At 64.6% G+C, this 23,449-nt stretch carries 17 protein-coding genes; 7 read left to right on the top strand and 10 right to left on the bottom strand.

Going from position 1 to position 23,449, the window contains the following annotated elements:
• Nucleotides 1-19 precede the first annotated feature (19 nt).
• Complete coding sequence (locus DW352_RS15595; RefSeq protein WP_115694434.1) at nt 20-1,300, top strand: MFS transporter; 1,281 nt, start codon at nt 20-22, stop codon at nt 1,298-1,300.
• 14 nt (nt 1,301-1,314) lie between these two features.
• Here DW352_RS15595 and DW352_RS15590 read toward each other — a convergent pair whose 3' ends face one another.
• The 8 genes from DW352_RS15590 to DW352_RS15555 all read right to left on the bottom strand — a co-directional run bounded on the left by DW352_RS15590 (nt 1,315) and on the right by DW352_RS15555 (nt 13,344).
• Nucleotides 1,315-4,443 (bottom strand): efflux RND transporter permease subunit, encoded by a 3,129-nt coding sequence (locus DW352_RS15590; RefSeq protein ID WP_115692199.1) that lies wholly within the window; start codon nt 4,441-4,443, stop codon nt 1,315-1,317.
• A 53-nt stretch (nt 4,444-4,496) separates the two neighbouring features.
• Nucleotides 4,497-7,685, bottom strand: coding sequence for an efflux RND transporter permease subunit (locus tag DW352_RS15585; RefSeq protein WP_115692198.1), 3,189 nt, complete (start codon nt 7,683-7,685; stop codon nt 4,497-4,499).
• Nucleotides 7,682-8,998 (bottom strand): efflux RND transporter periplasmic adaptor subunit, encoded by a 1,317-nt coding sequence (locus DW352_RS15580; RefSeq protein WP_115692197.1) that lies wholly within the window; start codon nt 8,996-8,998, stop codon nt 7,682-7,684. The genes DW352_RS15585 and DW352_RS15580 overlap by 4 nt, the downstream gene beginning before the upstream one ends.
• A complete protein-coding gene (locus DW352_RS15575) occupies nt 8,988-10,424 on the bottom strand; it encodes an efflux transporter outer membrane subunit (RefSeq protein ID WP_342634872.1) in 1,437 nt (478 codons plus the stop codon). Before DW352_RS15575 ends, DW352_RS15580 begins: the two co-directional genes overlap by 11 nt.
• Nucleotides 10,425-10,538: 114 nt before the next feature.
• Nucleotides 10,539-11,018: a periplasmic heavy metal sensor gene (locus DW352_RS15570; RefSeq protein WP_115692195.1), complete on the bottom strand. Its 480-nt coding sequence runs from the start codon at nt 11,016-11,018 to the stop codon at nt 10,539-10,541.
• Complete coding sequence (locus tag DW352_RS15565; protein ID WP_115692194.1) at nt 11,015-11,476, bottom strand: hypothetical protein; 462 nt, start codon at nt 11,474-11,476, stop codon at nt 11,015-11,017. The genes DW352_RS15570 and DW352_RS15565 overlap by 4 nt, the downstream gene beginning before the upstream one ends.
• A gap of 14 nt (nt 11,477-11,490) precedes the next feature.
• Complete coding sequence (locus DW352_RS15560; RefSeq protein WP_245434127.1) at nt 11,491-12,012, bottom strand: sigma-70 family RNA polymerase sigma factor; 522 nt, start codon at nt 12,010-12,012, stop codon at nt 11,491-11,493.
• Nucleotides 12,013-12,183: 171 nt separating this feature from the next.
• The gene (locus DW352_RS15555) at nt 12,184-13,344 is read right to left on the bottom strand and encodes a ketopantoate reductase family protein (protein WP_115692192.1); all 1,161 of its coding nucleotides are present in this window, start codon (nt 13,342-13,344) and stop codon (nt 12,184-12,186) included.
• Nucleotides 13,345-13,567: 223 nt separating this feature from the next.
• Here DW352_RS15555 and DW352_RS15550 point away from each other — a divergent pair, with 223 nt between their 5' ends.
• The 5 genes from DW352_RS15550 to DW352_RS15530 all read left to right on the top strand — a co-directional run bounded on the left by DW352_RS15550 (nt 13,568) and on the right by DW352_RS15530 (nt 19,841).
• Nucleotides 13,568-14,551 carry an HlyD family secretion protein gene (locus tag DW352_RS15550; RefSeq protein WP_245434126.1) on the top strand — a complete coding sequence of 328 codons (984 nt, stop codon included), beginning with the start codon at nt 13,568-13,570 and terminating at the stop codon, nt 14,549-14,551.
• The gene (locus DW352_RS15545; RefSeq protein WP_115692190.1) at nt 14,548-16,146 is read left to right on the top strand and encodes a DHA2 family efflux MFS transporter permease subunit; all 1,599 of its coding nucleotides are present in this window, start codon (nt 14,548-14,550) and stop codon (nt 16,144-16,146) included. Before DW352_RS15550 ends, DW352_RS15545 begins: the two co-directional genes overlap by 4 nt.
• Nucleotides 16,147-16,251: 105 nt before the next feature.
• A complete protein-coding gene (locus DW352_RS15540) occupies nt 16,252-17,334 on the top strand; it encodes a L,D-transpeptidase (protein ID WP_115692189.1) in 1,083 nt (360 codons plus the stop codon).
• 135 nt (nt 17,335-17,469) lie between these two features.
• On the top strand, nt 17,470-18,264 hold the full coding sequence (locus DW352_RS15535; RefSeq protein ID WP_210209843.1) for an IclR family transcriptional regulator: 795 nt from the start codon (nt 17,470-17,472) through the stop codon (nt 18,262-18,264).
• Nucleotides 18,261-19,841 carry a bifunctional 3-(3-hydroxy-phenyl)propionate/3-hydroxycinnamic acid hydroxylase gene (locus DW352_RS15530; RefSeq protein ID WP_115692187.1) on the top strand — a complete coding sequence of 527 codons (1,581 nt, stop codon included), beginning with the start codon at nt 18,261-18,263 and terminating at the stop codon, nt 19,839-19,841. The genes DW352_RS15535 and DW352_RS15530 overlap by 4 nt, the downstream gene beginning before the upstream one ends.
• A gap of 219 nt (nt 19,842-20,060) precedes the next feature.
• Here the strand turns inward: DW352_RS15530 and DW352_RS15525 are convergent, their stop codons facing one another.
• Nucleotides 20,061-21,173 (bottom strand): LLM class flavin-dependent oxidoreductase, encoded by a 1,113-nt coding sequence (locus DW352_RS15525; protein WP_115692186.1) that lies wholly within the window; start codon nt 21,171-21,173, stop codon nt 20,061-20,063.
• Nucleotides 21,174-21,345: 172 nt separating this feature from the next.
• Nucleotides 21,346-22,797: a PAS-domain containing protein gene (locus DW352_RS15520; RefSeq protein ID WP_115692185.1), complete on the bottom strand. Its 1,452-nt coding sequence runs from the start codon at nt 22,795-22,797 to the stop codon at nt 21,346-21,348.
• 109 nt (nt 22,798-22,906) lie between these two features.
• Between DW352_RS15520 and DW352_RS15515 the strand changes: the two genes are divergently transcribed.
• The gene (locus tag DW352_RS15515) at nt 22,907-23,431 is read left to right on the top strand and encodes a GlcG/HbpS family heme-binding protein (RefSeq protein WP_115692184.1); all 525 of its coding nucleotides are present in this window, start codon (nt 22,907-22,909) and stop codon (nt 23,429-23,431) included.
• Nucleotides 23,432-23,449: the final 18 nt, after the last annotated feature.

The raw sequence follows: 23,449 nt of genomic DNA, 5'->3' as shown, positions 1-23,449 counted from the left end.
ACTGACACTGGAGCTCATCATGCCGCAAACATATCCGGAATCAACAAACGTTGAGGATGCCCTCCGCGCCATCAATCCACTCGAGAAAGCCTATGCCGCACAGTGTGAGGCTGTTGCGGTTCACTGCACTGACGAAAGGACGCGCCAAAATCGCAGCCTGACTTTGTTCGCCCTCGCGCTCGGCAGTTTTTGCATCGGTACATCCGAGTTTGCGAGCATGGGTATCATCCAGCTGTTCTCGGCGGATTTGGGCATCGGCATCGCGCAGGCGACGGACGCGGTGACGGCCTATGCCTTCGGTGTCGTCGTTGGAGCGCCGCTGGTGACGTTGGCCGCTGCCAGGCTGAACCGCCGTACCTTGTTGCTTGGCCTGATGGCGCTCTTCGTCGTCGGAAATCTCTTGTCGGCAATATCCAGCAGCCTCGGATGGTTGATGGCGGCCCGCTTTATTGGCGGTCTGCCGCAAGGGGCGTATTTCGGCGCGGGCGCTGTCGTCGCGTCATACATCGTCGGCCCCGGTCATGCCGGCAAGGCTTTCGCGATCGTCATGACGGGGCTCACCGTCGCAACCATCTTCGGTTCGCCGCTAGCCACTTTCCTGGGCCAATCGCTCGGCTGGCGCAGCACGTACCTCGCCGTCGCGGTTGCCGGCATGCTGGCGCTCGCGGCGCTGCTGATCTGGGTGCCGCGTACGCGCGAGCTTGCCGGCAATTCGGTCCTGCAGGAATTGAGTGCGTTCCGCAAACCGCGGGTGTGGGGCATGATGCTGGTGGCGGCGGTCGGCGTCGGCAGCATCTTTGCCGTCTACTCCTTCATCGCCCCGATGGTGACCGATGTCGCCAAGCTTCGGCCCGAGATGATCCCGGTGGCTCTCGCTCTTTTCGGCTGCGGCATGACCGCGGGCAATCTGTTCGGCGGACGCTTGGCGGATGCCAATGCGGCGCGGCGTATCTTCGTCGGCTTCGGCGCCGCCCTCCTTGTGTTGGCGATCCTGGCCTCCGCTGGCGTGCGAGCCTGGGTCATGTTGCCGGCGATGTTCGGGGTCGGTCTCACGATGATGATTGCCATTCCGACCATCCAAGTCCGGCTGACGCGCTTTGCGCCCGAGGCGCCGTCGCTGATGGGCGCGATGAACCTCGCGTCCCTCAATGTGGCGAACGCCATTGGCGCGTGGAGTGGCGGCCTGACCATCGGCGCTGGACTTGGCCTTCTGTCAGCCGTGTGGGCCGGCTTTGGCCTGACCTTCGCCGGGTTGCTGATCTTCGCTGGGACCTTGCTCGACCGAAATAGCCGAATCTGACTTGCCGCGGTCTATTACTCCGCCGGCTGTGAACTCGGCGGGCGGCGGCGCACGAAGCTCGGCAGGCCGCCGCCGAGTCTGCGGTGCAACTTGTCGAGCATCAGATAGATCACCGGCGTCGTGTAGAGCGTCAGGATCTGCGACACCAGAAGTCCGCCGATGATGGTGATGCCGAGCGGCCGGCGCAGTTCCGAGCCAGGGCCGGCGGCGATCACCAGCGGCACGGCGCCCAGAAGCGCGGCCAGGGTCGTCATCAAGATCGGCCTGAAGCGTTCGAGGCAGGCTTCGTGGATGGCGCGCTCGGGTGACAGGCCGCGCCGCCGTTCACCTTCGAGCGCGAAGTCGACCATCATGATGCCGTTCTTCTTCACGATGCCGATCAAGAGGATGACGCCGATGAAGGCGATCACCGTGAGCTCGGTGCCGGAGACCTGCAGCGCCAGCAAAGCACCAAGGCCCGCCGACGGCAGCGTGGAGATGATGGTGAGGGGATGCGCGAGGCTCTCGTATAAGACGCCGAGAACGATGTAGACCGCGATCAAGGCCGCGGCCACGAGCAGCAACAGCGACTGCGCGAATTGCTTGAACTGCTGAACATCGCCGGCGAAGTCGGTGCGGATCGTGTCGGGCATGTGCATCTCGGCCACCGCTTGCGAAATGGCGGCGGTCGCCGCTTCCAGCGTCATGCCGGGCGCGAGATTGTACGTGATGGTGGTGGACGGGAACTGGCCCTGATGGTTCACGACCAAGGGCGCGATGCCGCGCGTGACCTTCGCCACGGTCGACAGCGGCACCTGCGCGCCGCCGCTGCCCGGCACATAGATCTGGCTGAGATCGTTCGGATCGCGCGAGAACGGCCGGTCGACCTCCAGGATCACACGATATTGGTTGCGGGTACGGTAGATGGTCGAGACCTGCCGCTGCGAGAAGGCGTTGTTGAGCGCGTTGTCGATGTCCTGGATGCGGACACCGAGCCGCGCCGCCGCCTGCCGATCGATCGTGACGTTCGCCTGCAAGCCGCCCTGTTCGCGGTCGGTGTTGAAATCGACGAGCCCGGGTATCTGCTTCACGCGCTCGACGACGCGCGGCACCCAGGTCTGCAACGCATCGATGTCCGCGCTCCACAAGGTGAACTGATATTGCGAGTCGCTCTGGCGTCCGCCGGCACGCAGATCCTGGGCGGGAAACATGAAGACCCGAATGCCGGGGATGCGTCCCAGCTTGGCACGCAGACGGTTCACGACTTGCTGTGAACTGACGTTGCCCCGCTCTTCGAGCGGCTTCAGGCCGATGAAAAGGCGTCCGCGATTGATCGACGAACCGCCGGGGCCGCCGCCGCTGCCAACCGAGGAGCCGAGGCCGGAGACCGCTGGATCGGCGAGGACGATGTCCATCGCCTGCTCCTGCAACTTCAGCATCGCTTCGTAGGAAATGTCGGTCGAGGCCTGCGTGCCGCCGAAGATCAGGCCGGTGTCGTCCTGCGGGAAGAAGCCCTTGGGCACCTTGATGAAGAGCCCGGCCGTCAGCACGATGGTGGCGATGAAGACGATGATCGTCAGCGCGCGCTGCTGGACTACGAAGCCGAGCGTCCGGTCGTAGAAACCGATCATGCGCGACAGCACGGCTTCGACGCGCCGGTCGAGCCACGTTGCGGTCTTGCTCGGAGGCTGGCGCACGAAATAGGCGCAGATCATCGGCGTCACTGTCAACGAAACGAACGTCGAGACGGCGATGGCGAAGGCGAGAGTAACCGAGAACTCGCGGAACAGGCGCCCCAGGATGCCGCCCATGAACAACAGCGGAATGAAAGCCGCGATGAGCGAGATGCTGATCGAGACGACCGTGAAGCCGATCTGCTTGGCGCCGGTCATGGCCGCGCGCAGTGGCGAGACGCCGCGCTCGAGATAGCGGAACGCATTCTCGATCATCACGATGGCGTCGTCCACGACGAAGCCCACGGAGACCGCGAGCGCCATCAGCGACAGATTGTTGATGGAAAAGCCCGCCGCCCACATGGCCGCGCAAGTGCCGGCAAGCGACAGCGGCACGGTCACACCGGCGGCAATGGTCGGCGCGGTCCGGCGCAAGAACAGAAACACGACCATCATTACCAGGATGGCCGTGGCGCCCAAAGTGAGTTGCATATCGAGCACGCTGGCGCGGATGGTCTGCGTGCGATCGGTCAATACGGAAATGTCGAGCCCGGCCGGCACCCATTGCTTGAGTTCGGGCAGCAGGGCGTAGATGCCGTCGACCGTATCAATGACGTTGGCATCGGCCTGCTTGGTGATGATCAGCAGCACGGAGGGATCGCGATTGAACCACCCGGCGGAGCGGCTGTTGCGCACGCTTGGCCTGATGCTGGCGATGTCGGAGAGGCGGATCACCGTGCCGTCGACCGTCTTCACCACAAGCGGCCCGTAATCGGCTGGCGCGGTGAGCTGGTCGTTGATGCCGATCGTGGTGGCACGGCTTGTGCCTTCGAACGATCCGAGCGGCCCGGCGGCATTGGCATTGGTAATTGCCGTCCGCACGTCCTCCATCGACACGCCCATCGCGGCAAGTCGGGTGGGATCGACACGCACACGAACAGCCGGCTGCTCGGAGCCGGCCACGGTCACATCCGCGACGCCTTCGACTTGCGAGAGCCGCTGCGCGATGACGCTGTCGGCGGCGTCGTAAATGTCGCTGGCCAACAGATTCTTGGACGTCAGCGCGAGGATGAGGATCGGTGCCGCCGACGGGTTCATCTTGCGGAAGGTCGGTAACGTCGGCATGTCGCCGGGCAGGTCGCTGAGCGCCGCGTTCAGCGCGGCCTGCACATCGCGCGCGGCGCCCTCGATGCTGCGCGACAGGTCGAATTGCACGGTGATGCTGGTCGCGCCGAGCGAGGACGTCGACGTCAGCTCGGTGACGCCGGCGATCTCGCCAAGCCGCCGTTCGAGCGGCGCCGCGACCGTCGCGGCCATGATGTTCGGATCGGCGCCGGGCCGGCTGGCGCTGACATGAATGGTCGGCAGTTCCACGCTCGGCAGGCTGGCGACCGGTAGGAACGCATAAGCCACAGCGCCGATGAGGAACAAGCCGATGGCAATCAGCGTCGTGCCGATGGGGCGGCGGATGAACGGGCCGGAGAAGTTCATGACTCTGCTCCGTTCGCGGGAATGAGCGGAGTATGTAGCGGGCGTCGCATCGACTACTCCGCCGGCTGCGGCCGCGAGGCGGTGCCGCCCGACAGAAGCAGCCGCAGCCGCTCCATGTAGAGATAGATGACCGGCGTGGTGTAGAGCGTGAGCAATTGTGACAGCAGCAGACCGCCGATGATGGTGATGCCGAGCGGATTGCGCAGCTCCGAGCCGGTGCCGCCTTCGAGCGCCAGCGGCAGCGCGCCGAACAGCGCGGCCAGCGTCGTCATCATGATCGGCCGGAAGCGCAGCAGCGCTGCCTGCACGATCGACTCCTCGGGGCTCATGCCTTCCTTACGCTCGGCTTCGATAGCGAAGTCGATCATCAGAATGGCGTTCTTCTTCACGATGCCCATCAGCAGCACGATGCCGATGAGCGCGATCACCGAGAGGTCGTAGCCGAACAGCATCAGCGCCAGCAGCGCGCCGACGCCGGCGGAGGGCAGGGTGGAGAGGATCGTGAGCGGATGAATGAAGCTCTCGTAGAGCACGCCAAGCACGATGTAGATCGTGATGACGGCGGCGAGGATGAGCCAAGGTTCGCCGGCCAGCGATTTGGCGAATTCGGCGGCGTCGCCAGAATAGGTGCCCATCACCGAGCCGGGCATGCCGATGGCCCGTTCCGCTGTGGTGATCGCCGCCACCGCGTCGGAGAGCGCGTAGCCGTCAGCGAGATCGAAGCTGATCGTCACGCTCGGGAACTGCTCCTGATGCGCGATGGCGAGCGGCGCCGACGTCGGTACGAAGCGCGCAAAGGCCGACAGCGGCACCTGTGTCGAGCCGGTCGTCGTGTTGGGCGTCGCTGTCGTGTTGGTGTTGGTCGTGCCCGTCGCCGTGGTCGAGACGGTTGCTGCGGTGCCAGTCGAGGTCCGCGCGCCCGTCACATAGATCTGTGACAGTGAGTTCGGATCCTGCTGATAGCGCGGCTGTGCCTCCAGAATGACGCGATATTGGTTCGACTGGCCGTAAATCGTCGACACCTGCCGCTGGCCGAAGGCGTCGTACAGCGTATCGGTCACGCTCTGCATCGACACGCCCAGGCGCCCCGCCTGCTCGCGGTCGACGTCGACCTGCACGCGCGGGCCGCCTTCCTGCGCTTCGGACGCGACCTCGCGCAGCACCTGCGAACCGCGTAGCGCCTGCACCAGCTTGTCAGACCATTCGACCACTTCCGGGCGGTCCGTGCCGGTCAATGTGTACTGGTATTGCGCACGGCTGACGCGGGTCGAAATCTGGATGTCCTGCGTCGCCTGGAAGAACACGTTCACGCCGGGAAGCGGCGCCACGGCCTGCTTGAGTCGGGCCACGATCGCTTCGACGCGGTCTTTGCGTTCGTCTCGCTGGCGCAGGATGATCTGGAGGCGACCGGCATTGGGTGTGGCGTTCAACGTACTGACGCCGATCACGGACACAACGCCGGCGACGTCGGGATCGCGACGGATCACGGCCTCGACCTCGCCTTGCCGCCGCTGCATCTCGCCGAAGGAGACGTCGGTGCCGGCCTCGGTGATCGCCGTTATCATGCCTGTGTCCTGCAGCGGCAGGAACCCCTTCGGCATGCCGGCATAAAGCGCGATCGTGGCGGCGAGCGTGAGGAACGTTACCAGCAGCGTCGCCGGCTGATGTCGCAAAACCCACAGCAGGCTGCGGTGATAGGCTTCGACCGTGCGGTCGACCAGCATCGTGAAGCGACGCGTCAGCGCGTTGCCGCTGCCGCCGTGCTCGCGGCGCAGGATGCGGGCGCACATCATTGGCGTCAGGGTCAGCGACACGACCGCCGAGGCTACCACCGCGATGGTGAGCGTGAGCGCGAATTCGCGGAACATGCGGCCGACGAGGCCGGTCATGAACAGCAGCGGGATGAACACCGCGATCAGCGACAATGTCAGCGAGATGACGGTGAAGCCAATCTCCTTTGCGCCGCGCAACGCCGCGTCGAGCGGTGACTCGCCATCTTCCATGTGACGGACGATGTTCTCGATCATCACGATGGCGTCGTCGACCACGAAGCCTGTACCGATGGTCAGCGCCATCAGCGACAGGTTGTCGAGCGAGAAGCCGCAGAACCACATGACGCCGAAGGTCGCGATCAGCGACAAGGGCAACGCCACGCCGGCGATGATGGTGGCGCGGATGGTGCGCAGGAAGACAAGCACCACCAGCACCACCAAAGCGATGGACAGCACCAGCGTGAATTGCACGTCGTAGATCGAGGCGCGGATGGTGGTGGTGCGGTCATTGACGATGGTGAGGTCGGCGCCTGCCGGCATCGCCCGGCGCAGCCGCGGCAGTTCCGCCTTGATGCGTTCGACCGTCTCGATGACGTTGGCGCCGGGCTGGCGCTGCACGTCGATGACGACCGCCGGCTGGCCCTTATACCAAGCGCCGACGCGCGAATTCTCGAGGCCCTCAACCACGTCGGCGACGTCGGAGAGAAGCACCGGCGCATCGTTGCGATACGCGACCGTGATCGCCTTGTAGGCGGCGGCGCTGGCGAGCTGGTCGTTGGCGGCGATGCTGTAAGCCTGGTGCGAGCCGTCGAGCGAGCCTTTGGCGCCGGCGACATTGGCGCCGACGATGGCCGTACGCAGGTCTTCGAGCGCGATGCCGTAAGCGGCCAGCCGCGACAGATCGGCTTGGATGCGGATCGCCGGCCGCAAGCCGCCCTGCACCGAAACGCGGCCGACGCCGGTTACCTCGGACAGCCGTGGCTGCATGATAGTATCGGCGAGATCGCTCAGCGTGCGCAGGTCAGTGTTCTTCGAGGTGAGGGCCAGCGTGATGACCGGCGCGTCGGCCGGGTTCACCTTCGAATAAAGCGGCGGGTAGGGCAGGTTCTTCGGCAGTGTCGACGCGGCCGCGTTGATGGCCGATTGGACGTCCTGCGCGGCGGCATCGATGTCGCGCGACAGGTCGAACTGCAACGTGATCTGGCTGATGCCGAAGGACGAGGACGACGTCATCGTCTGCAAGGACGGCGTCTGTCCGAACTGACGCTCGAGCGGTGCCGTCACCAGCGAAGCGATGGTGTCAGGGCTCGCGCCGGGCAGTTGCGTGGTGACCTGGATGGTCGGAAAGTCGACCTGCGGCAGGGCTGAGACCGGCAGCCACCAATAGCCGAGCAGACCGCCCAGCATCACCGCGACGCCGAGCAAGGAGGTGGCGATCGGCCGATGAATGAATGGGGATGAGACGCTCATTGTGGCGCGTTCGTTCTTGAACCCCCGCCGCCCCGCTGTCGTCTTTCGCCGTTTTGAGTCCCCGCCGGCCGTTGCCCGTCACGCGTCCCGACGCCTTGCAGCGCACCGCCTGTCGCCGGCGCCGCGCCGGCCGCCGCGTTGCCGCTGCTGACAGCGACCTTGGCGCCGTCGGTCAGACGGGCAAAGCCCGTCGTGACCACGCGTTCGCCCGGCGTCACGCCGTTGGCAATCACGGTCTGGTTCTCGTCCTGCATACGCACCTGTACGGGACGCATTTGCGCGCTGTTGTCATCCTTGACGACATAGACGAACGTGCCGTTCGGCCCACGCTGCACGGCACCGGTCGGGATCACGGTCACCTGCTTGAGCGTATCGATCAGCAGCCGCACATTGACGAATTGTCCCGGCCACAGTTGCAGATCGGCGTTGGGAAATTCCGACTTGAGTTTCACGGTGCCGGTCGAGGAATCGACCTGGTTGTCGACCACCGTCAGCGTGCCGCGGTCGAGCACCTGGTTGGTGTCGGAGCGCAGCGCATCGGAGGCCAGCGGGCCCTTGGCGAAAGCGGCGTTCACCTGGGGCAGATCCTGCTGCGGCAGATTGTAGGTCACGGCAATCGGCCGGATTTGCGTGATGACGACAATGCCGGTGGAGTCGGACGCGTGGACGATATTGCCCTGGTCCACCAGACGGATGCCGGTGCGGCCGTCGATCGGCGCGGTGATCGTGGTGTAGCCGAGCGTCGCCTGCGCGCTTTCGATCGCGGCGGCGTCGGATTGCACCTGCGCCGTATACTGCGCGACAAGCGCGCGCTGGGTATCGGCCTGCTGTTTGTTGATCGCGTTCGTGGCGGCAAGCTTCTCGTAGCGGTCGAGATCGTTCTTGGCGTTGGCGAGCAGCGCTTCGTCTTGCGCTTTCTTGGCGATCGCCTGGTCGAGCGTGGCTTGATAGGTCACGGGATCAATGCGCGCCAGGATGTCGCCTTTCTTGACGTCCTGGCCTTCCTTGAAATTGACCTCGAGCAGCTTGCCGTCGACTTGCGCTTTCACGGTGACGGTGTTGAGCGCCCGTGTCGTGCCGACCGCATTCAAATAGACCGGCATATCGGAGGCCACGACCTGGGCCGCAAGAACAGGGACAGGCCCTTCCATGCCGGCAAATCGCCCGGGGCCACGCCGCTGCTGCGTGCCGCTGCCACCGTAGACGTAATAAAGAGCGCCGCCGATCGCGAGCAGCACGAGCGCGGAGACGACATAGCGACGTGCGCGGCTGCCCTTCTTGGCGACAATGATTTTCGGAAGTTCACCGTGCATTCGACGCTTCCACGGGTTTCGGGTGCCACCCCCCACCGAGTGCTTGATAAAGACTGACGATCGCCTGCATGCGCGCGAGCCGCGCTTGCACCAGGGCGTCCTGGGCCGTGAACAAGGTCTGCTGCGTCTGCAGCACGGTCACGAGATCGATCGTGCCCTCGCGCAGACGTTGTTCGGAAATATCGAAGGCGCGCTGCGAGGCCGTGACCACGTCGCGCTGCAGCTGCTCCGTCTGCGTCGTATTGCGAATGGCGCTCAGCGCTGTCTCGACGTCAGAGAAGGCCGAGATCACCGCCTTGCGGTAATTCTGCAGCAGCTCATCCTGCCGGCCCTTCTGGAAGTCGACGTTGCCGAGCAGGCGGCCGCCCTCGAATACCGGCTGCGTGAGACCGGCGGCGGCATTGAAGATGACCGACTCCGGCCGCATCAGCAGTTTGAATACCGAGCTCTGGTAGCCGCCTTCGCCGGTCAGCGAGACGCTCGGCAGAAGCTGCGCGCGCGCGTTATAGACATTGGCATCGGCGGCGGCGAGTTGGGCCTCCGCTTCGCGGATGTCGGGGCGTTGCGCCAACAGTTCCGAAGGCAGGCCCGGCGTCACGCGCGGCGCGGCGATGGAATTGAGCGAGCCGCCGCGGATGCTGACGCGCTCGGGCGAGCGTGCCATCAGCACAGCGAGCGCGTTGCGGAATTGCGCGACGGTCTGCTCGAGCGGCGGAATCGACGCGCGTTGCGTCGCGACCAAGCTCTCCTGCTGCGAGGTCTCGAGCGCGGACGCGGTACCCGCGTTCACGCGCTGCTGGATGAGGGCGAGCACGCGTTGCGCGGCGGCGAGGTTGTTGCGCGCGACGCGCAGACGGTCCTGTGCCGCCAGCACCTGGAAGTAGGAGTTCGCCGCGGTAGCAACGGTCGACAGCGTCACAACGTCGCGATCGAAGCGGCTGGCGGCGGCGCTCTCCTCAAACGACCGCAATGCGGCGCGGTTTTTTCCCCAGAAATCGATCTCGTAGCTGGCCGTTAGCGTCGCCGATACGGTGTTCGAAACCCTGAAGCCGCTGTTGTCGACGAACGGCTGGCCGTTGCCGAGACCTGTCGTCTTGGAGGCCTGGTTGCGCGCGGCATCGCCGTTGAAGTCGATGGCCGGCAGCAGAGCGGCGCCGGCAATCCGCGAATTGGCATCAGCCTGGACGATACGCGCCACGGCGGCGGCGATATCGAGGTTGGCATCGCGCGCCTCTTCGACGATTTCCGTCAGTTCGCGCGACCGAAAGCCGCGCCACCAATCGAGCGATGGGAGCGACGCCTCGGCCACCTTCACGTTCTTCGGGCCGGCGCTATAGGCCTGCGGAATATCGAGCCCCGGCGCGGGCTTGTCGTTCGAGAGCAAGCAGCCGCCGAGCGGTATGACGAGGCATGTAGCGCCTAACATGGTCATAAATGGCCGTGCCGTTCGTTTTGTTCTCGTTCGAGTCGAAATCTGGTCGCAACGCATATGTAAGCTTTCAAATACCACGCCGACGGAAATGAACTTTAGCTGGAACGATTACGGCTTGCTTGTGGAATTCCGGCCCGGTGGCCACGCTGCAAGTGCTTGACGTCCGGATGGTGACATTTTTGCCGCGGCATCGGCGAAGGCGCCCTGTAAAATCTGATCGAAGTTCTGTCGCGCCGTGCGCGTTCGGGTCATGGCGGCCCGCATCTTTTCAACAGAGAAGGGCTCTTGCCGCACCGCTTCGCGGATACTGTCTTGCGAGCCGCGGTATTCCGTCTGGGCGGCTTCCAGCGCCGGTCGGATATTGTCGATGCTGCCACGGAGTACGTCGCCGTCAGCCGGTGGAAGAGTGGCCGCAATACGCTCCACGCGCACGAAGACATTGCGGTCCCAGGTCGGCGGCGGCGCCGGACCGCGGATCAGCATGGCGATGGCGACGCCGACGAAAAACAGATTGAGGGCGAGCGAACCAAGCAGCAACCAACGCGTGGAGCGTCGTTCGGCCATCGGCAAAGTCTGAGCCATGGTCATGGGCGAGCTCCGGTCAGCGCCTCAGGTTCGAAAATCGAAGCGATATCGGTTTGCGTCGTAACCGTCTGCAACGATTCGTAACGCTCCAACGTGCGGTCGAGCCCGGCAATGCCGACCCCGAAGCCAACAGCCGCGCAGCACGCGAGCGCCGCCATGCGCGGCCACGCCGGCGCGAATTGCCAATCGAGCAACACCAGCGGCCAATGCCAGAACGGTCTCTTCTGCGCCGGCAGATCTGACAGGCGGGCAAGGACGCGCGCAGCGGCGGCCTCGTCTGCGCCCGCGCGCGACGCCGTGCGCGTCAGCAGCGCGTCAAACCGTCGCGCTCCTTCAAACAGCGCGCGCGCTTCCGCGCTGCTGGCGATAAATTTTTCCACAGCGGCGCGCTGCGACTCCGGCCAGACAGACGGATCGGTGCCGTGGCTATCGAGAAAAATTTGGAGCTCTTCGTTATTCATCTTTATGCGCCCTCTCAGCCTTCCTCGTCGATAAGTCCGCCCAGCGCGCGGCGCAGGTTCTGCTTGCCGCGAATGAGCAACGTTTCGACCGCCGATACGGATGTGTCGAGGATATCCGCAACCTGCGCATTGCTCATGCCTTCACTGTAGGTAAGCACGATCGCGGCGCGCTGCCGGTCGGGAAGCTTCTCGATTGCGCTCTGTAATTGACGTTCGCGCTCGTTCGTTTCCATCCGCTCGACGGCGTCCGGCGTGCGGTCGACGAGATCGCCGGCCTCCTCCAGGTCCACCCAGGCTGCGCGTCTTTTCCGGTCGAGGCAGAGATTGACCACGATGCGCGTGAGCCAGGTCTTGAAGGCCGCCACGGGCTGCCAGCGCGGCGCATGGGTCCAGACGCGCAGCATGGCTTCCTGTGCGACATCCTCGGCGTCGGCGGTATTGCCGAGGACGCGGCGGGCCAGTCCGACCATTGCCGGCAGATGACGGCGCGCGAGGGCGCGAAACGCCGGCTGGTCGCCGCGCGCGACGCGAGCCATGAGCGCTTCGTCACTATCGTCCATCGAAATCTGGCGGCCGTCATTCTCGATTCCGGTCCATATTAGTCCGTCGCCTAAGGGATTAACGGACGGCAGGCCGGAATCCTGTGCTGTCAGGATAACGGGGACAGCGGGGATAAGATACCCGCTGTCCCCGGCTAACTCCTTGTTTTACCTGGCGACCGGGACGCGTCTTGCGCTGGCGGCCTCTAGCCCCTTGGCGAGCCGGTAAACCGTCCGGCACGCCGGCACCGGCACGCCCAACCTGTCGCCCTCGCGGACGATGAACCCCGTCAGTTCGTCGATCTCTGTCGGCGCGCCGCGGGCGATGTCGAGCGCCATCGAGCCCGCATGCTTGGAGAGGGGAATTTCGCCGGCGCGCACCTTCTCGACGAATTCCATGGGCGGAAAGGCAAAGGAACCGCCGAGCCCCTGGACGACGGCCATGCACTCTGCGGCCATGTCGTCGATGAGCGTCCGCATCTCGGCCACATCGTAGCGGGCCGCATTGTCGCCCATCATCAAAGCGCCGACAGGGTTCATCACGCAGTTGAAGATGAATTTCGACCACACCGCGCCCATCGGGTCGGCCAATACATCCGTTGGATAGCCCGCGGCGGTGAGCAAGGCGGCGAGCGGCTTCACATCCTCGACGGTGCCGCGCACGGGACCGAGCCAGCTCTTGCCTTCGATCAGGTTCTCGATCTCGCCTGGGCCGATGTAGCGGCCGGCGTTCATGGTCACGCCGCGCACCACGGTCGCCGCCGGCGACGACAGCAAAACCTCTGTGTTGTCCATGCCGTTTTGCAAGGTCACCAGCATCGGCTTGCCGCCGAGGCGCGGCTGGAGTTGCGCCAGCGCCTGCGCGGTGAATTTCGATTTGATCAGGAAGATGACCGCGTCGAATGCGACGCCCTGCAAGGCAGCAGCGTCGCTCACCGCCGCGATGCGTGCAAGGCGCGGGGTCTTGCCGGTGATACGCAGGCCGTCGCGTTCGATCGCTGCGACGTGGTCGGCATTGGCGTCGTACGCCGTGACCTTCGTAATTTCAGAAAGTGCCGCCGCGAAAAGACCGCCAATGGCGCCGCAACCGACAATGAGGATGTGAGAGGACATGGCAACTCCACGCGCGGCGCGAATGGACGCAATCCGCTCCAGTCTGTCAACATCGGCCGCAAAAGGAACTGTGGGTCGTCTTACAAAGAAGCGCTGTTGAATGGGCTTCTGGCGGCGTAAACAGCTCCGTCCCATCGAACAGGTGCTGAGGCTCCCACAGACGGCTTTCCAGGTCGTCGTTGCTCGTCGCGTCCTGAAGAAGGCCGCTGGAACCATCGCTTTGCCCGGTCATTGATGTCGCGGGCGCTGCCGGTAGGGGTGTCGGCGCATGGCGCTGAGAGAGCACGAACAGCAAGTGTCCGAACGCGTAGAGCGGCAATTTCCTGATGCTGAGCGGCCGCAGGCACCCGAGCGCCGCGGTTCGTCGCGAGAGGACGATCGCAAGGCATCGCCGTCCTTCGGTCAAAGAATCAGAGAGCACCCTTACATTACGGCCGGCGTGGCGGTAGTAATCGTCGTCGTGCTGGCAGGCGTCATCGCCTGGTGGCTGAACGCACGGCATTTCGAATCCACCGACGACGCCTTCATCGACGTGCATAGCGTGCAAGTAAGCGCGCAGGTGGCGGGTGCCATCGTCGACGTGCCGGTGATCGACAACCAACTCGTCACGGCGGGAACGCCGTTGCTGCGCATCGATCAGCGCGACTATCGCGCGTCGCTGGCGCAAGCGCAGGCGCAACGCGAGCAGGCGCAAGCCAATGTCGGCAATCTCGATGCTCAGATCGATGCGCAAAACGCGAAGATTGCGCAGGCGAAGACCGACGTCACGCAAGCGCAGGCGGCGCTGACTTTCAGCCAGGAGGAGTTCAATCGGTATCAGTCGCTGCTCAAGACCGGCGCGGGCACGGAACAGCGGGCGCAGCAGGCCAACAGCGATCTAACCCAGAAGCGGGCGGCTCTGACATCGGCGGAAGCCAATCAGACCGCGGCGGAAAAGCAGCTCGCTGTGCTGCAGGCGCAACGTACCAGCGCGGTCGCGCAGGTCGATGCCGCCAATGCCCAGGTCGAACAGGCGCAGGTCGCGCTCGAACGCACGGTGGTGACCGCCTCTGTCGACGGCCATGTCACCAATCTGAGCGCCATCAAAGGCGCCTATGCGCAGCCGGGCCAGATATTCATGGCCATTGTGCCGCGTAACGTCTGGGTCACCGCCAATTACAAGGAGACCCAACTCGGCGACATGCGCGTCGGCCAACCGGTCGACGTCACCGTGGATGCCTATCCTGGCCGCACCTTCAAGGCGCATGTCGACAGCATTCAGGCCGGCAGCGGCACCGCGTTCAGTCTGCTGCCGCCGCAGAACGCCACCGGCAATTATGTGAAGGTGGTGCAGCGTGTGCCGGTGAAGATCGTGTTCGACGAAGCCCCGGACGTGCATCTCGGCCCCGGCATGTCCGTAGTGCCGCGGGTGCGCGTGCGATGAGCCAAGGGCAGTGGGATCGCAGCCGCTCGGCCGCTGGCGATCGCAATCCCTGGCTCATTGCCACGGTCGTATCGATCGCCACCTTCATGCTGGTGCTCGACACCTCTATCGCCAACGTCGCGTTACGCGATATCGCGGGCAGTCTCGGTTCAGGTCTCGACGAGGCCACCTGGGTGATCACCACTTATCTGGTTGCCAACGTGGTGATCATCCCGATCAGCGGTTGGCTTGCCGGCATCGTCGGGCGCAAGCGTTACTACATGCTGTGCGTCGCGACGTTCACTGTCGCGTCGTTTCTCTGCGGCCTGGCTTGGAATCTGCAGTCGTTGCTCCTGTTCCGCATTCTGCAGGGATTGAGCGGCGGCGGCATGGCGCCGAGTGAGCAGGCGATCCTCGCCGACAGTTTTCCGCCCGAGAAGCGTTCGCAGGCTTTCGCGCTTTACGGCGTTGCCGTCATCATCGCGCCGACGGTCGGGCCGACGCTCGGCGGCTTCATCACCGACAACTTTTCCTGGCATTGGATATTCTTCATCAACGGGCCCTTCGGCATCATCTCTCTCTCGCTGACACAGTGGCTTCTGGTCGAGCCGGACGCGTTGAAGAAAGAACGGCGCGAGAAGCTGCGCGGCGGTCTGCGTGTCGATTGGATCGGCATGGTGCTCGTCGTGCTCTGGCTCGGCTGTCAGGAGATCGTGCTTGACCGCGGGCAGCAGGACGACTGGTTCTCGTCGGGCGTGATCCTCGGTTTCACGGCGGTAGCGGTTCTGGCTTTTGCCTTGTTCCTGCCCTGGGAATTGTCGCGGCGCGATCCGATCGTCGACGTGCGGCTCGTCTTCAGCCGTCAGTTCGGGATGTCGTTCGTGATCATGATGTCGGTCGGCGCGGTTCTCTTCGGTTCGACGCAGATCCTGCCGCAGTTGCTGCAGACGTCCTTCGACTACACGGCCTATCTCTCGGGTCTGTCGATGATGCCGGGAGGGCTCGGCATGCTCATCATGATGCCGCTCGCCGGCGCGGTGGCCGGCTGGATTCAGCCGAAATATCTGATCGCGACGGGTATGGCCGTGATCGCCGTCGCCATGTGGCACATGACCAATCTGGCGCCGGACGCGACGTTCGGCTTCTTCGCCTGGGCGCGGGTGTTCCAAATGATCGGGTTGCCGTTCCTGTTTATCCCGATCAATGCCGTCGCCTACGCCGGCCTGCGGCCGGAGGATACGAACCAGGCGTCCGCCCTGATAAATATGGCGCGAAATCTTGGCGGCAGCTTCGGCATATCGCTGGCGAATACGGTCATCGCGCAGCGCTCGCAATTCCATCAGAGCCGGCTGGTCGAGAACGTCTATCCGGCGTCCCAGGCCTACCAGCACGTCAGCCGGCAGGTGACCGACTACTTTCTCGCCCAAGGCATGCCGCGTCCCCAGGCTCAGGCGCTGGCGACGGGGTGGATCGGGCAGGCTGTGGGCAGTCAGGCGACGCTGCTCGCCTACATCGACGTTTTCTGGGTTTCGGCCCTGTTTGCCGCCACCATGGTGCCGCTGGTTTTGCTGCTGCTGCGGCCGACGCCTGTCGGGCGTGTGGCTTCCGCGCACTAGTCGGCCGCCAGGCCGAGTTTATCGCAATAATGTCTTGAATGTGCCTTCATCCCGGGGCATCCAGGATGCGCGCAGCGGTGGGGGCTGCTCGCGCCGAGGTGATGAATGATCCGACGTTGCGGTGTTTTTCTGCTGACGCTGCCGGCCGCGGCGGCGTTTTTTGTCATTCCGGCCGAGGCGCAGACCTCGCGGGGCGCCGCGCCGTCGCGGGGCGTTTCGTCGGCCTATGAAGCACAACTCCCGCCAGGCTACTGGCTGGACGAAGAAGAGGACGATGTGCCTGTACGGCGTGGCTATCGCCGCCAGTACAGCCAGAACCCGGCTCCGGTCGGTGTGCCACAGCGCATCCTGTCTTCGGACGAGCAGGCCGATGCCGCGCCGCTGCCGCCACCCGGCTTGGCGCCGCAGGACGTGCCTCCGCAGGCCTATGGCCACCAATTCGATCAGCGCGCACAAGATGCCGTGACACGGCCACCGGCGTCGGTCGGGGCTGCGCCCGCGGGCGCTCCCGGTGTCGCCGCCCAGCCGGGCGCCAACAATGCCAGCGTGATGACGCTGCCGCCGGAGGATCAGCCGGAGACCGGCCAGCCGAAGGCGCTGCCGGAAAATCTGCAAAAGCAATTGGTCGACTACCAGACGAAGGAGCCGGCCGGCACGCTGATCGTCGATACGCCGAATACCTACCTCTATCTCGTCCTCGGCAACGGCAAGGCGCTGCGCTACGGCATCGGCGTCGGCCGCGAAGGTTTCACCTGGTCCGGCACCGAGCGTATTTCGCGCATGAAGGAATGGCCGGATTGGTTCCCGCCGTCCGAGATGATCGAGCGCCAGCCTTATCTGCCGCGCATGATGGCCGGCGGCCCGGGCAACCCGCTCGGTGCGCGAGCGCTTTATCTCGGCAACACGCTGTACCGCATCCACGGCACCAACCAGCCCTCGACCATCGGCCAGACTGTGTCGTCGGGCTGCATCCGCCTGCTGAACGAGGACATCGAGGATCTCTACAGCCGTGTGCAGACCGGCACGCGTGTGGTGGTGCTCCCCGGCCGTCCCCCCCAGACCATGGCGAATACGGCTCAGGCGCCAGCCGGCACCATGCCGACCGCAGCGGCTATGCCGCCGGCGCAAGGCGGACCGGCCAGCATGAGCGGCGGGATTACCTCGGCGCCGTTGCCGGCGGTGCGATAAACGCCTCAAACGAACGATGAAAAAGGCGGGCCTGGTGCCCGCCTTTTTTTGTGCGTCTGCACAAACTTCGCGTATTTTGAGAAATTCGGCAGGAACTTTTGACGCCGGCCGCGGCCCTGTGGCATGCGTCCGAGGATGAACGAGCGCGGCGACAAACGGCGGACAAGCGCCGAGAAAGTGCTGGGCTTGCTCGCGCTGTACACCGCCGAACGCACGGTGTGGTCGCCCGAGCGCGCCGCCAAGCGGCTGAACGTGTCGCTGGCGACAAGCTATCGCTATTTCAACACCCTGGTCGCGGCCGGCCTGCTCGAAAAGCTGCAGCGCAACCGCTATGTGCTTGGCCCCGCCATCGTCGAGCTCGATCGCCAGATCCGCGAGGCCGATCCCGTGCTGCGCCAGGCGCGCCCGGTCATGGAGCGGCTGCTCAAGCGCGTGCGCGAACCGGCTGCGGTGCTATTGTGCCGCTATTACCGCGGCATGGTGATGTGCATTCACCAGGAAACGAACAAGAGCGGCGAGCCGGTCTCTTCTTACGAGCGCGGCGCCCGCCGGCCGATGTTTCGCGGCTCCACGTCGAAAGTCATCCTGGCGTATCTGCCGCCGCGCATCATCTCCAACCTCTGGCAGGAGCATAAGCGCGAGATCGGCGCCGCCGGCCTTGGCGACAGCTTTGAGGAGTTCAAGGCGAGCCTGCGCGCGCTGCGGCGCGAGCCGACTTATGTCGCGATGGGCGAGGTCGACCCCGGACGCCTCGGCATCGCCGCGCCGATTTTCGACGCCAGCCGGCGCATCGCGGGCAGCCTCAGCCTCGTTCTTTTGTCGCCGCGTGTCGGCGAGCGCGCCGTCGCTCGCCTGCGCACCAACGTATCCGCCGCAGCGCGGGAGATCGAACGTCTCCGCGGCCGCGGCGCATTGGGAACGGAAGCATGATTCAAGGTTTGCACTATCCCGTCGCCATCGTCGGCGCGGGACCGACGGGTTTGACGTTGGCCAATCTGCTCGGCGTCTACGGCGTTGCCTGCGTTATCCTCGAGCGCAATGCCGCTACCGTGCATGAACCGCGCGCGGTGTCGATCGACGACGAGAGTCTGCGCACGATGCAGGCGGCCGGTCTCGTCGAGACGGTGATGTCGGAGACCGTGCACGGCTACGGCTCGCATTACTATTCGGCACGGGGACGGTGCTTCGCCAAGGTGCAGCCGACCGAACAGCCCTACGGCTTTCCGCGCCGCAACGCCTTCCGTCAGCCCGTCCTTGAGCAGCAACTGAACGAGGGGCTCAAGCGTTTCCCGCACGTCACCGCGCTGTTCGAACATGCGCTCGTTTCGTTCACCCAGGACGACAAGCAGGTCACGTTGCGTGTCAAACACGGTGACACCGAAACCGATATCACCGCCGACTATCTCATCGCCTGCGACGGCGCGTCGAGCGGCGTGCGCCGGACACTCGGCATTGCCTTGGGCGGTTCGACCTTCCGCGAGCGCTGGCTGATCGTCGACCTGGAGAATTCGCCGGTCACCTCGCCGCACACCAAGGTGTTCTCCAATCCGGCGCGGCCTTGCATCGCCCTGCCGGGGCCGCATCTCACGCGCCGCTACGAGTTCCTGCTGCACGAGAACGAGCGCGACGAAGACATGCTGGCGCCCGATATGATCAAGCATCTGATGGAGACGCACGAAGCAGCGCCGGAAAGCCGTCTCGTGCGCAAGGTCGTCTACACCTTCCATGCACGGTTGGCCGAGCGCTGGAGCGAGGGCCGCGTTTTCCTCGCCGGCGACGCGGCGCATTTGACGCCGCCTTTCGCCGGGCAAGGCATGAACTCCGGCGTCCGCGATGCCTTCAATATCGCCTGGAAGCTGGCGGCCATCGTCCAGGGGCGCCTCGGCCCCGGCTTGCTCGACAGCTACGAGCCGGAACGGCGCGATCACGTCTGGGCGATGATCGAATTCGCGTTCAATATCGGCCGCGTGTTGTCGCCCGCCAACAAGCTTACGGCCTTCGCGATCGAATGGGGCTTCCGCGCGATGGCGCTGTTTCCGAAGGCGCGCGACTACATCGCGCAGATGAAATTCAAACCGCCGCCGCGCTTTTCTCAGGGCTTCCTCGTGGCCGATAGTGGCGGGGCGCGCGAGACATTAGTCGGCCGGATGATTCCGCAGCCGCACATACGGATGAGCGACGGCAAGGATGTGCGACTTGACGACCTGTTGGGGCAGGGCTTTGCGCTGTTGGTGACGTCGCCGCGTGCGGGGGAGGTGGTGCCACGGTTGCAAGGCGAGCCGTGGAGCGATCTCGACGCACGTATCGTTGTGCTGGGCGACGCCGCGCTTCCGGGAACCGTGGCTATTCCGCCGTCGTCGTTCGGGGGGCGTCTCGATGCCTATAACGACCACGTGCTGGTGCTGCGGCCGGATCGTTATGTCGCGGCCTGCATCAAGGTGGATGAGTTGGCCAAACGCTCGACTGCAATTCAGAAGCTGATTGCGGGAACGTTTCAGGCCCGATGAAGGCCCGTCATTTTGTCGGCCCTGCAGGCATCGGGTTGTCCGATGTCTGCCGCTATTCGACACAAGTCAGGCGCCCATACACGGCAGCCTCTCCCGGACCACACGCTGAGGGCCGCCCCATCCTTCGAGAGGCCGCGCCACGGCGCGGCTCCTCAGGATGAGGCGGGCTGGACTGCGGCGTATGAGTCCCGGGTCTCGCTCGCCCGGGACGACAGGCGCCTATTCCGCTGCGTCGGACTTGGCGATCGCCGCGTTGACGCGGGGCATGACTTCCTCGGCCATCAACTGCATCGAGCGGCGGCCGAGCTTTTCATCCACCCAGTCCATACCGGCGTAGACGAGTTCGCCGAAATCGCCGATCTCCTCGCGCATTTTGAGGATCTGGTCGACGACCTTGTTGACGGTGCCGTGGATCACGCAGTGGTCCATGACGAAGTCATGCGTGATCTCTTCGTCCGGCTGCTCCTTGTGGCTCTTGAACACGTAGAGTCGGCCGCCACGCTTCATCTTGCCGCGCATCTGCGAGAAGTAGAACCGGTAGGGGCTGTTGGCATCTTCGCGGCCGTAAGCCAACGCCGTCTTGTCGTCGTCGGCGACGAAAATCGTGCGCGCCACGCGCCAATCCTCGACCTTCGCCTTCTCGCCGACCTCGGCCTTGCCCTTGGCGTAGTTCTGCCAGTGCGACTTCATGTGCTTGGCAAGCAGGAAGTTCGCCGATAGGGGGTGGAAGTCGCGCTTGCCCATGAGCACCACGCCCGGCGAGAACGGCGCCACGACGGTGCCGACGATCTCCGGCCGCGGCTTCTGGAACGGCTTCGGCATGATGCCGACGCCGAGATCGAAGGCTTGCGTGCGCTCGGTCGACACTTTGAAGCGGTTGTTCGGCAGGTCGATCTTGTAGGGCGCTTCGCGCTCCCAGATCGCCAGGATCACGTCGATCGCCTCGGCGAACATCTTGTTACGGTCTTCGTCGAGGATGCCCAGCGCCTCGGCGTCGGAGGTCAGCGCGCCCGCCGACACGCCCATGATGAAGCGCCCTTGCGCCAGATGGTCGAACATCGCGCAGTTGGCGGCGATGACCACCGGGTGAATCTGCGACAGATTGCAGGTGCCCGAGGCGAGCTTGATCTGCTTGGTGTCGTTGATCAGCGTTGCGTGGAACAAGAGACTGTTGGTGACATTCTCGCAGGCGTCGGTCAGATGCTCGCCGATGAACGCATCGTAGAAGCCGAGTTTGTCCGCAAGGATGATGGCCTCGCGATCCTCATGCAGCGTCTCCACCCAGGGACGCTGCATCGGATGCACCGGCATCGTGAAATAGCCCAGCCTCATCGATTTCTCCGCATTCGACTTTCGTTGCTGATGCAAACTATCCGAGGCCGCACCGGGATGCAGCAAATCTTCGGTTGCATCAGGATGTTTTCAGCGCACCGAAGCCGCGAGGTTTCTTTGAACGGGCGAAAATGCTTTGCGAAACCGTGTTTAGGCGCATGCGGGCAGGAAGTTAGGCCGCTACGCGGACGAGAAAATTCTCGATTTCCCGTCGCAGATCGGCAGCCGCCGCTTCGACGGCCTGCGAAGCGGAAAGCACGCTTTCGGCGGACGCGCGCGTTTCGCTCGCCGCGCCGGCGACGTCGTCGAGGACATTGACCACGACCCTGGCGCCCTCGGCGGCGTTGGTGACGCTTTGTGAGATCTCGGCCGTCGCCACGCTCTGTTCCTCAACCGAGGAGGAGACGGCGGTGGCGTAGGAATCGATCTCGTGCATGCGCTGCGCGATGCGGCCGATCGCCGCTACGGCACCACCGGTCGCATTCTGCACGGACGTGACCAGAGCCGAGATGTCTTCCGTCGCTTGCGCGGTCTGCACCGCGAGCGATTTGACCTCCTGGGCGACGACGGCGAAGCCCTTGCCGGCTTCACCCGCGCGCGCCGCTTCGATGGTGGCGTTGAGCGCCAGGAGATTGGTCTGCGCGGCGATGGCGCGGATCAGCTTGATGACGTCGCCGATCTTTTTGGCGGCGTCGGACAATGCGGTGATCTGTGCATTCGTACCCTGCGCTTCGCTAACCGCGGCGCGGACCACGTCGGTAGCTTTGGCAAGCTGCCGCCCGATTTCGCCGATCGACTTGGCGAGCTCGTCGGCCGCGGTCGCGGCCGTGTCGACGTTGACCGAGGCTTCATTTGAGGCACCGACGGCGCTCTCGGCGCCCTTGGCGGTCTGGGCCGAATTGGTGAGCAATGTGGCCGCGGTCCCGCGCATCACTACAGCGCTGTCGCTGACGCTATGCAGATGCGCCTCGACCTGCTGGCGGAACCCCGCGATCGCCTGTTCGACCGTCGCGCGCCGCTCGGCTTGCTCCTGTAACACCGCGCGTTCGCGTGCGGCGTCGCGCCGTTCGGTGACATCTTCGTGGGTGGCGACCCAGCCGCCATCCGGCATCGGCCGGTTGACGATGACGACGCGGCGTCCGTTGCTCACCACCTCGGTCGTGGTGGTCTTGCCTTCCGCATTTGCGGTGCTGACGCGGCGCTGATACGCGTCGATATCGAGCGTGAACGTGCCCTGTGCAGCGCGATACCGCAGAAGCTCTGTGCGGGTGATACCCGGCTTCGCTACGCTCGCCGGCAGTTGATACATGTCGCGATAGCGCTGGTTGCAGATGACAAGCCGCTCGTGCCGGTCGAACATGCACAAGCCCTGCGACATATTATTCAGGGCGACGCCAATGCGCAGATTGTGCCGCCGCAGACGCCGCGTCAGGATAAGCCCGGCGAGCACCATGGCCACTAGGGCGAGCGCGAGCGCATACAGCAGTTTGTCGGTCAGCGAGGGGGCGAAATTGGGTGCGGCCACGGAGAGAATGGCGAGACAGACCGCAAAGCAGGCGCCGCCCGGCGCCAGGACCAGTCGCAAATCATGCGTCGCGGCGGGTGGCGGCGAATCCTGATCCATTATCCTGTCCCGGGCTGGCGCACACTATTCCCGGACCGGTTGTTTTGCGGTTAACTGCGAGTCGTAAGAAATTAAGCAAAGCTTAATGCTCCGGGGAGGACGCACGGTAATGACCAAACTGCGGGCGCGGGAATGCCGCGCGTTCATCGATGCCGTGGTCGAAAAAGCGGATGCAATGCGCGTCCCGGTGTCGATCGCGGTAGTCGGGCCGGAGGGACACATCGTCGCGGTCGAGCGCATGGACGACGCTGGTTTCATCACGCCGGAAACGGCGATCGCCAAGGCCTATACGGTTGCCGCCTTCCGCTCCATGAGTCCACGCTTTCCCGACGGTCTCGTCATCCAGCAATGGTTCAAGGAGCGCAATCCGCAGCTCCTGGTCAGCCTCGCCGCTATGACCAATGGACGCATCGCCGCGTCGGGTGGGGCCGCGCCCATCTTCAGGGGCGATGAGATGGTTGGCGCCTACGGCATTTCGGGCGGCACCTCGCAACAGGATGAAGAGATGGCCATCTACGCCCGCGCCAAGGCCGGCTGGGCACATGTGCCCGAACACGATACGACGGATCCCGAGGTCAAGGCGCATATCAATGCGCTTTATGCCAAGGCCGGTATCGCCGATCGTCAGCTCTGACATTTCGCTCTGGAGAAT

The sequence above is a fragment of the Pseudolabrys taiwanensis genome (genome assembly GCF_003367395.1).
GTDB lineage: Bacteria > Pseudomonadota > Alphaproteobacteria > Rhizobiales > Xanthobacteraceae > Pseudolabrys > Pseudolabrys taiwanensis.
The sequence above is the reverse complement of the archived record's forward strand: the minus strand, read 5'-3'. Positions and strand labels throughout refer to the sequence as shown.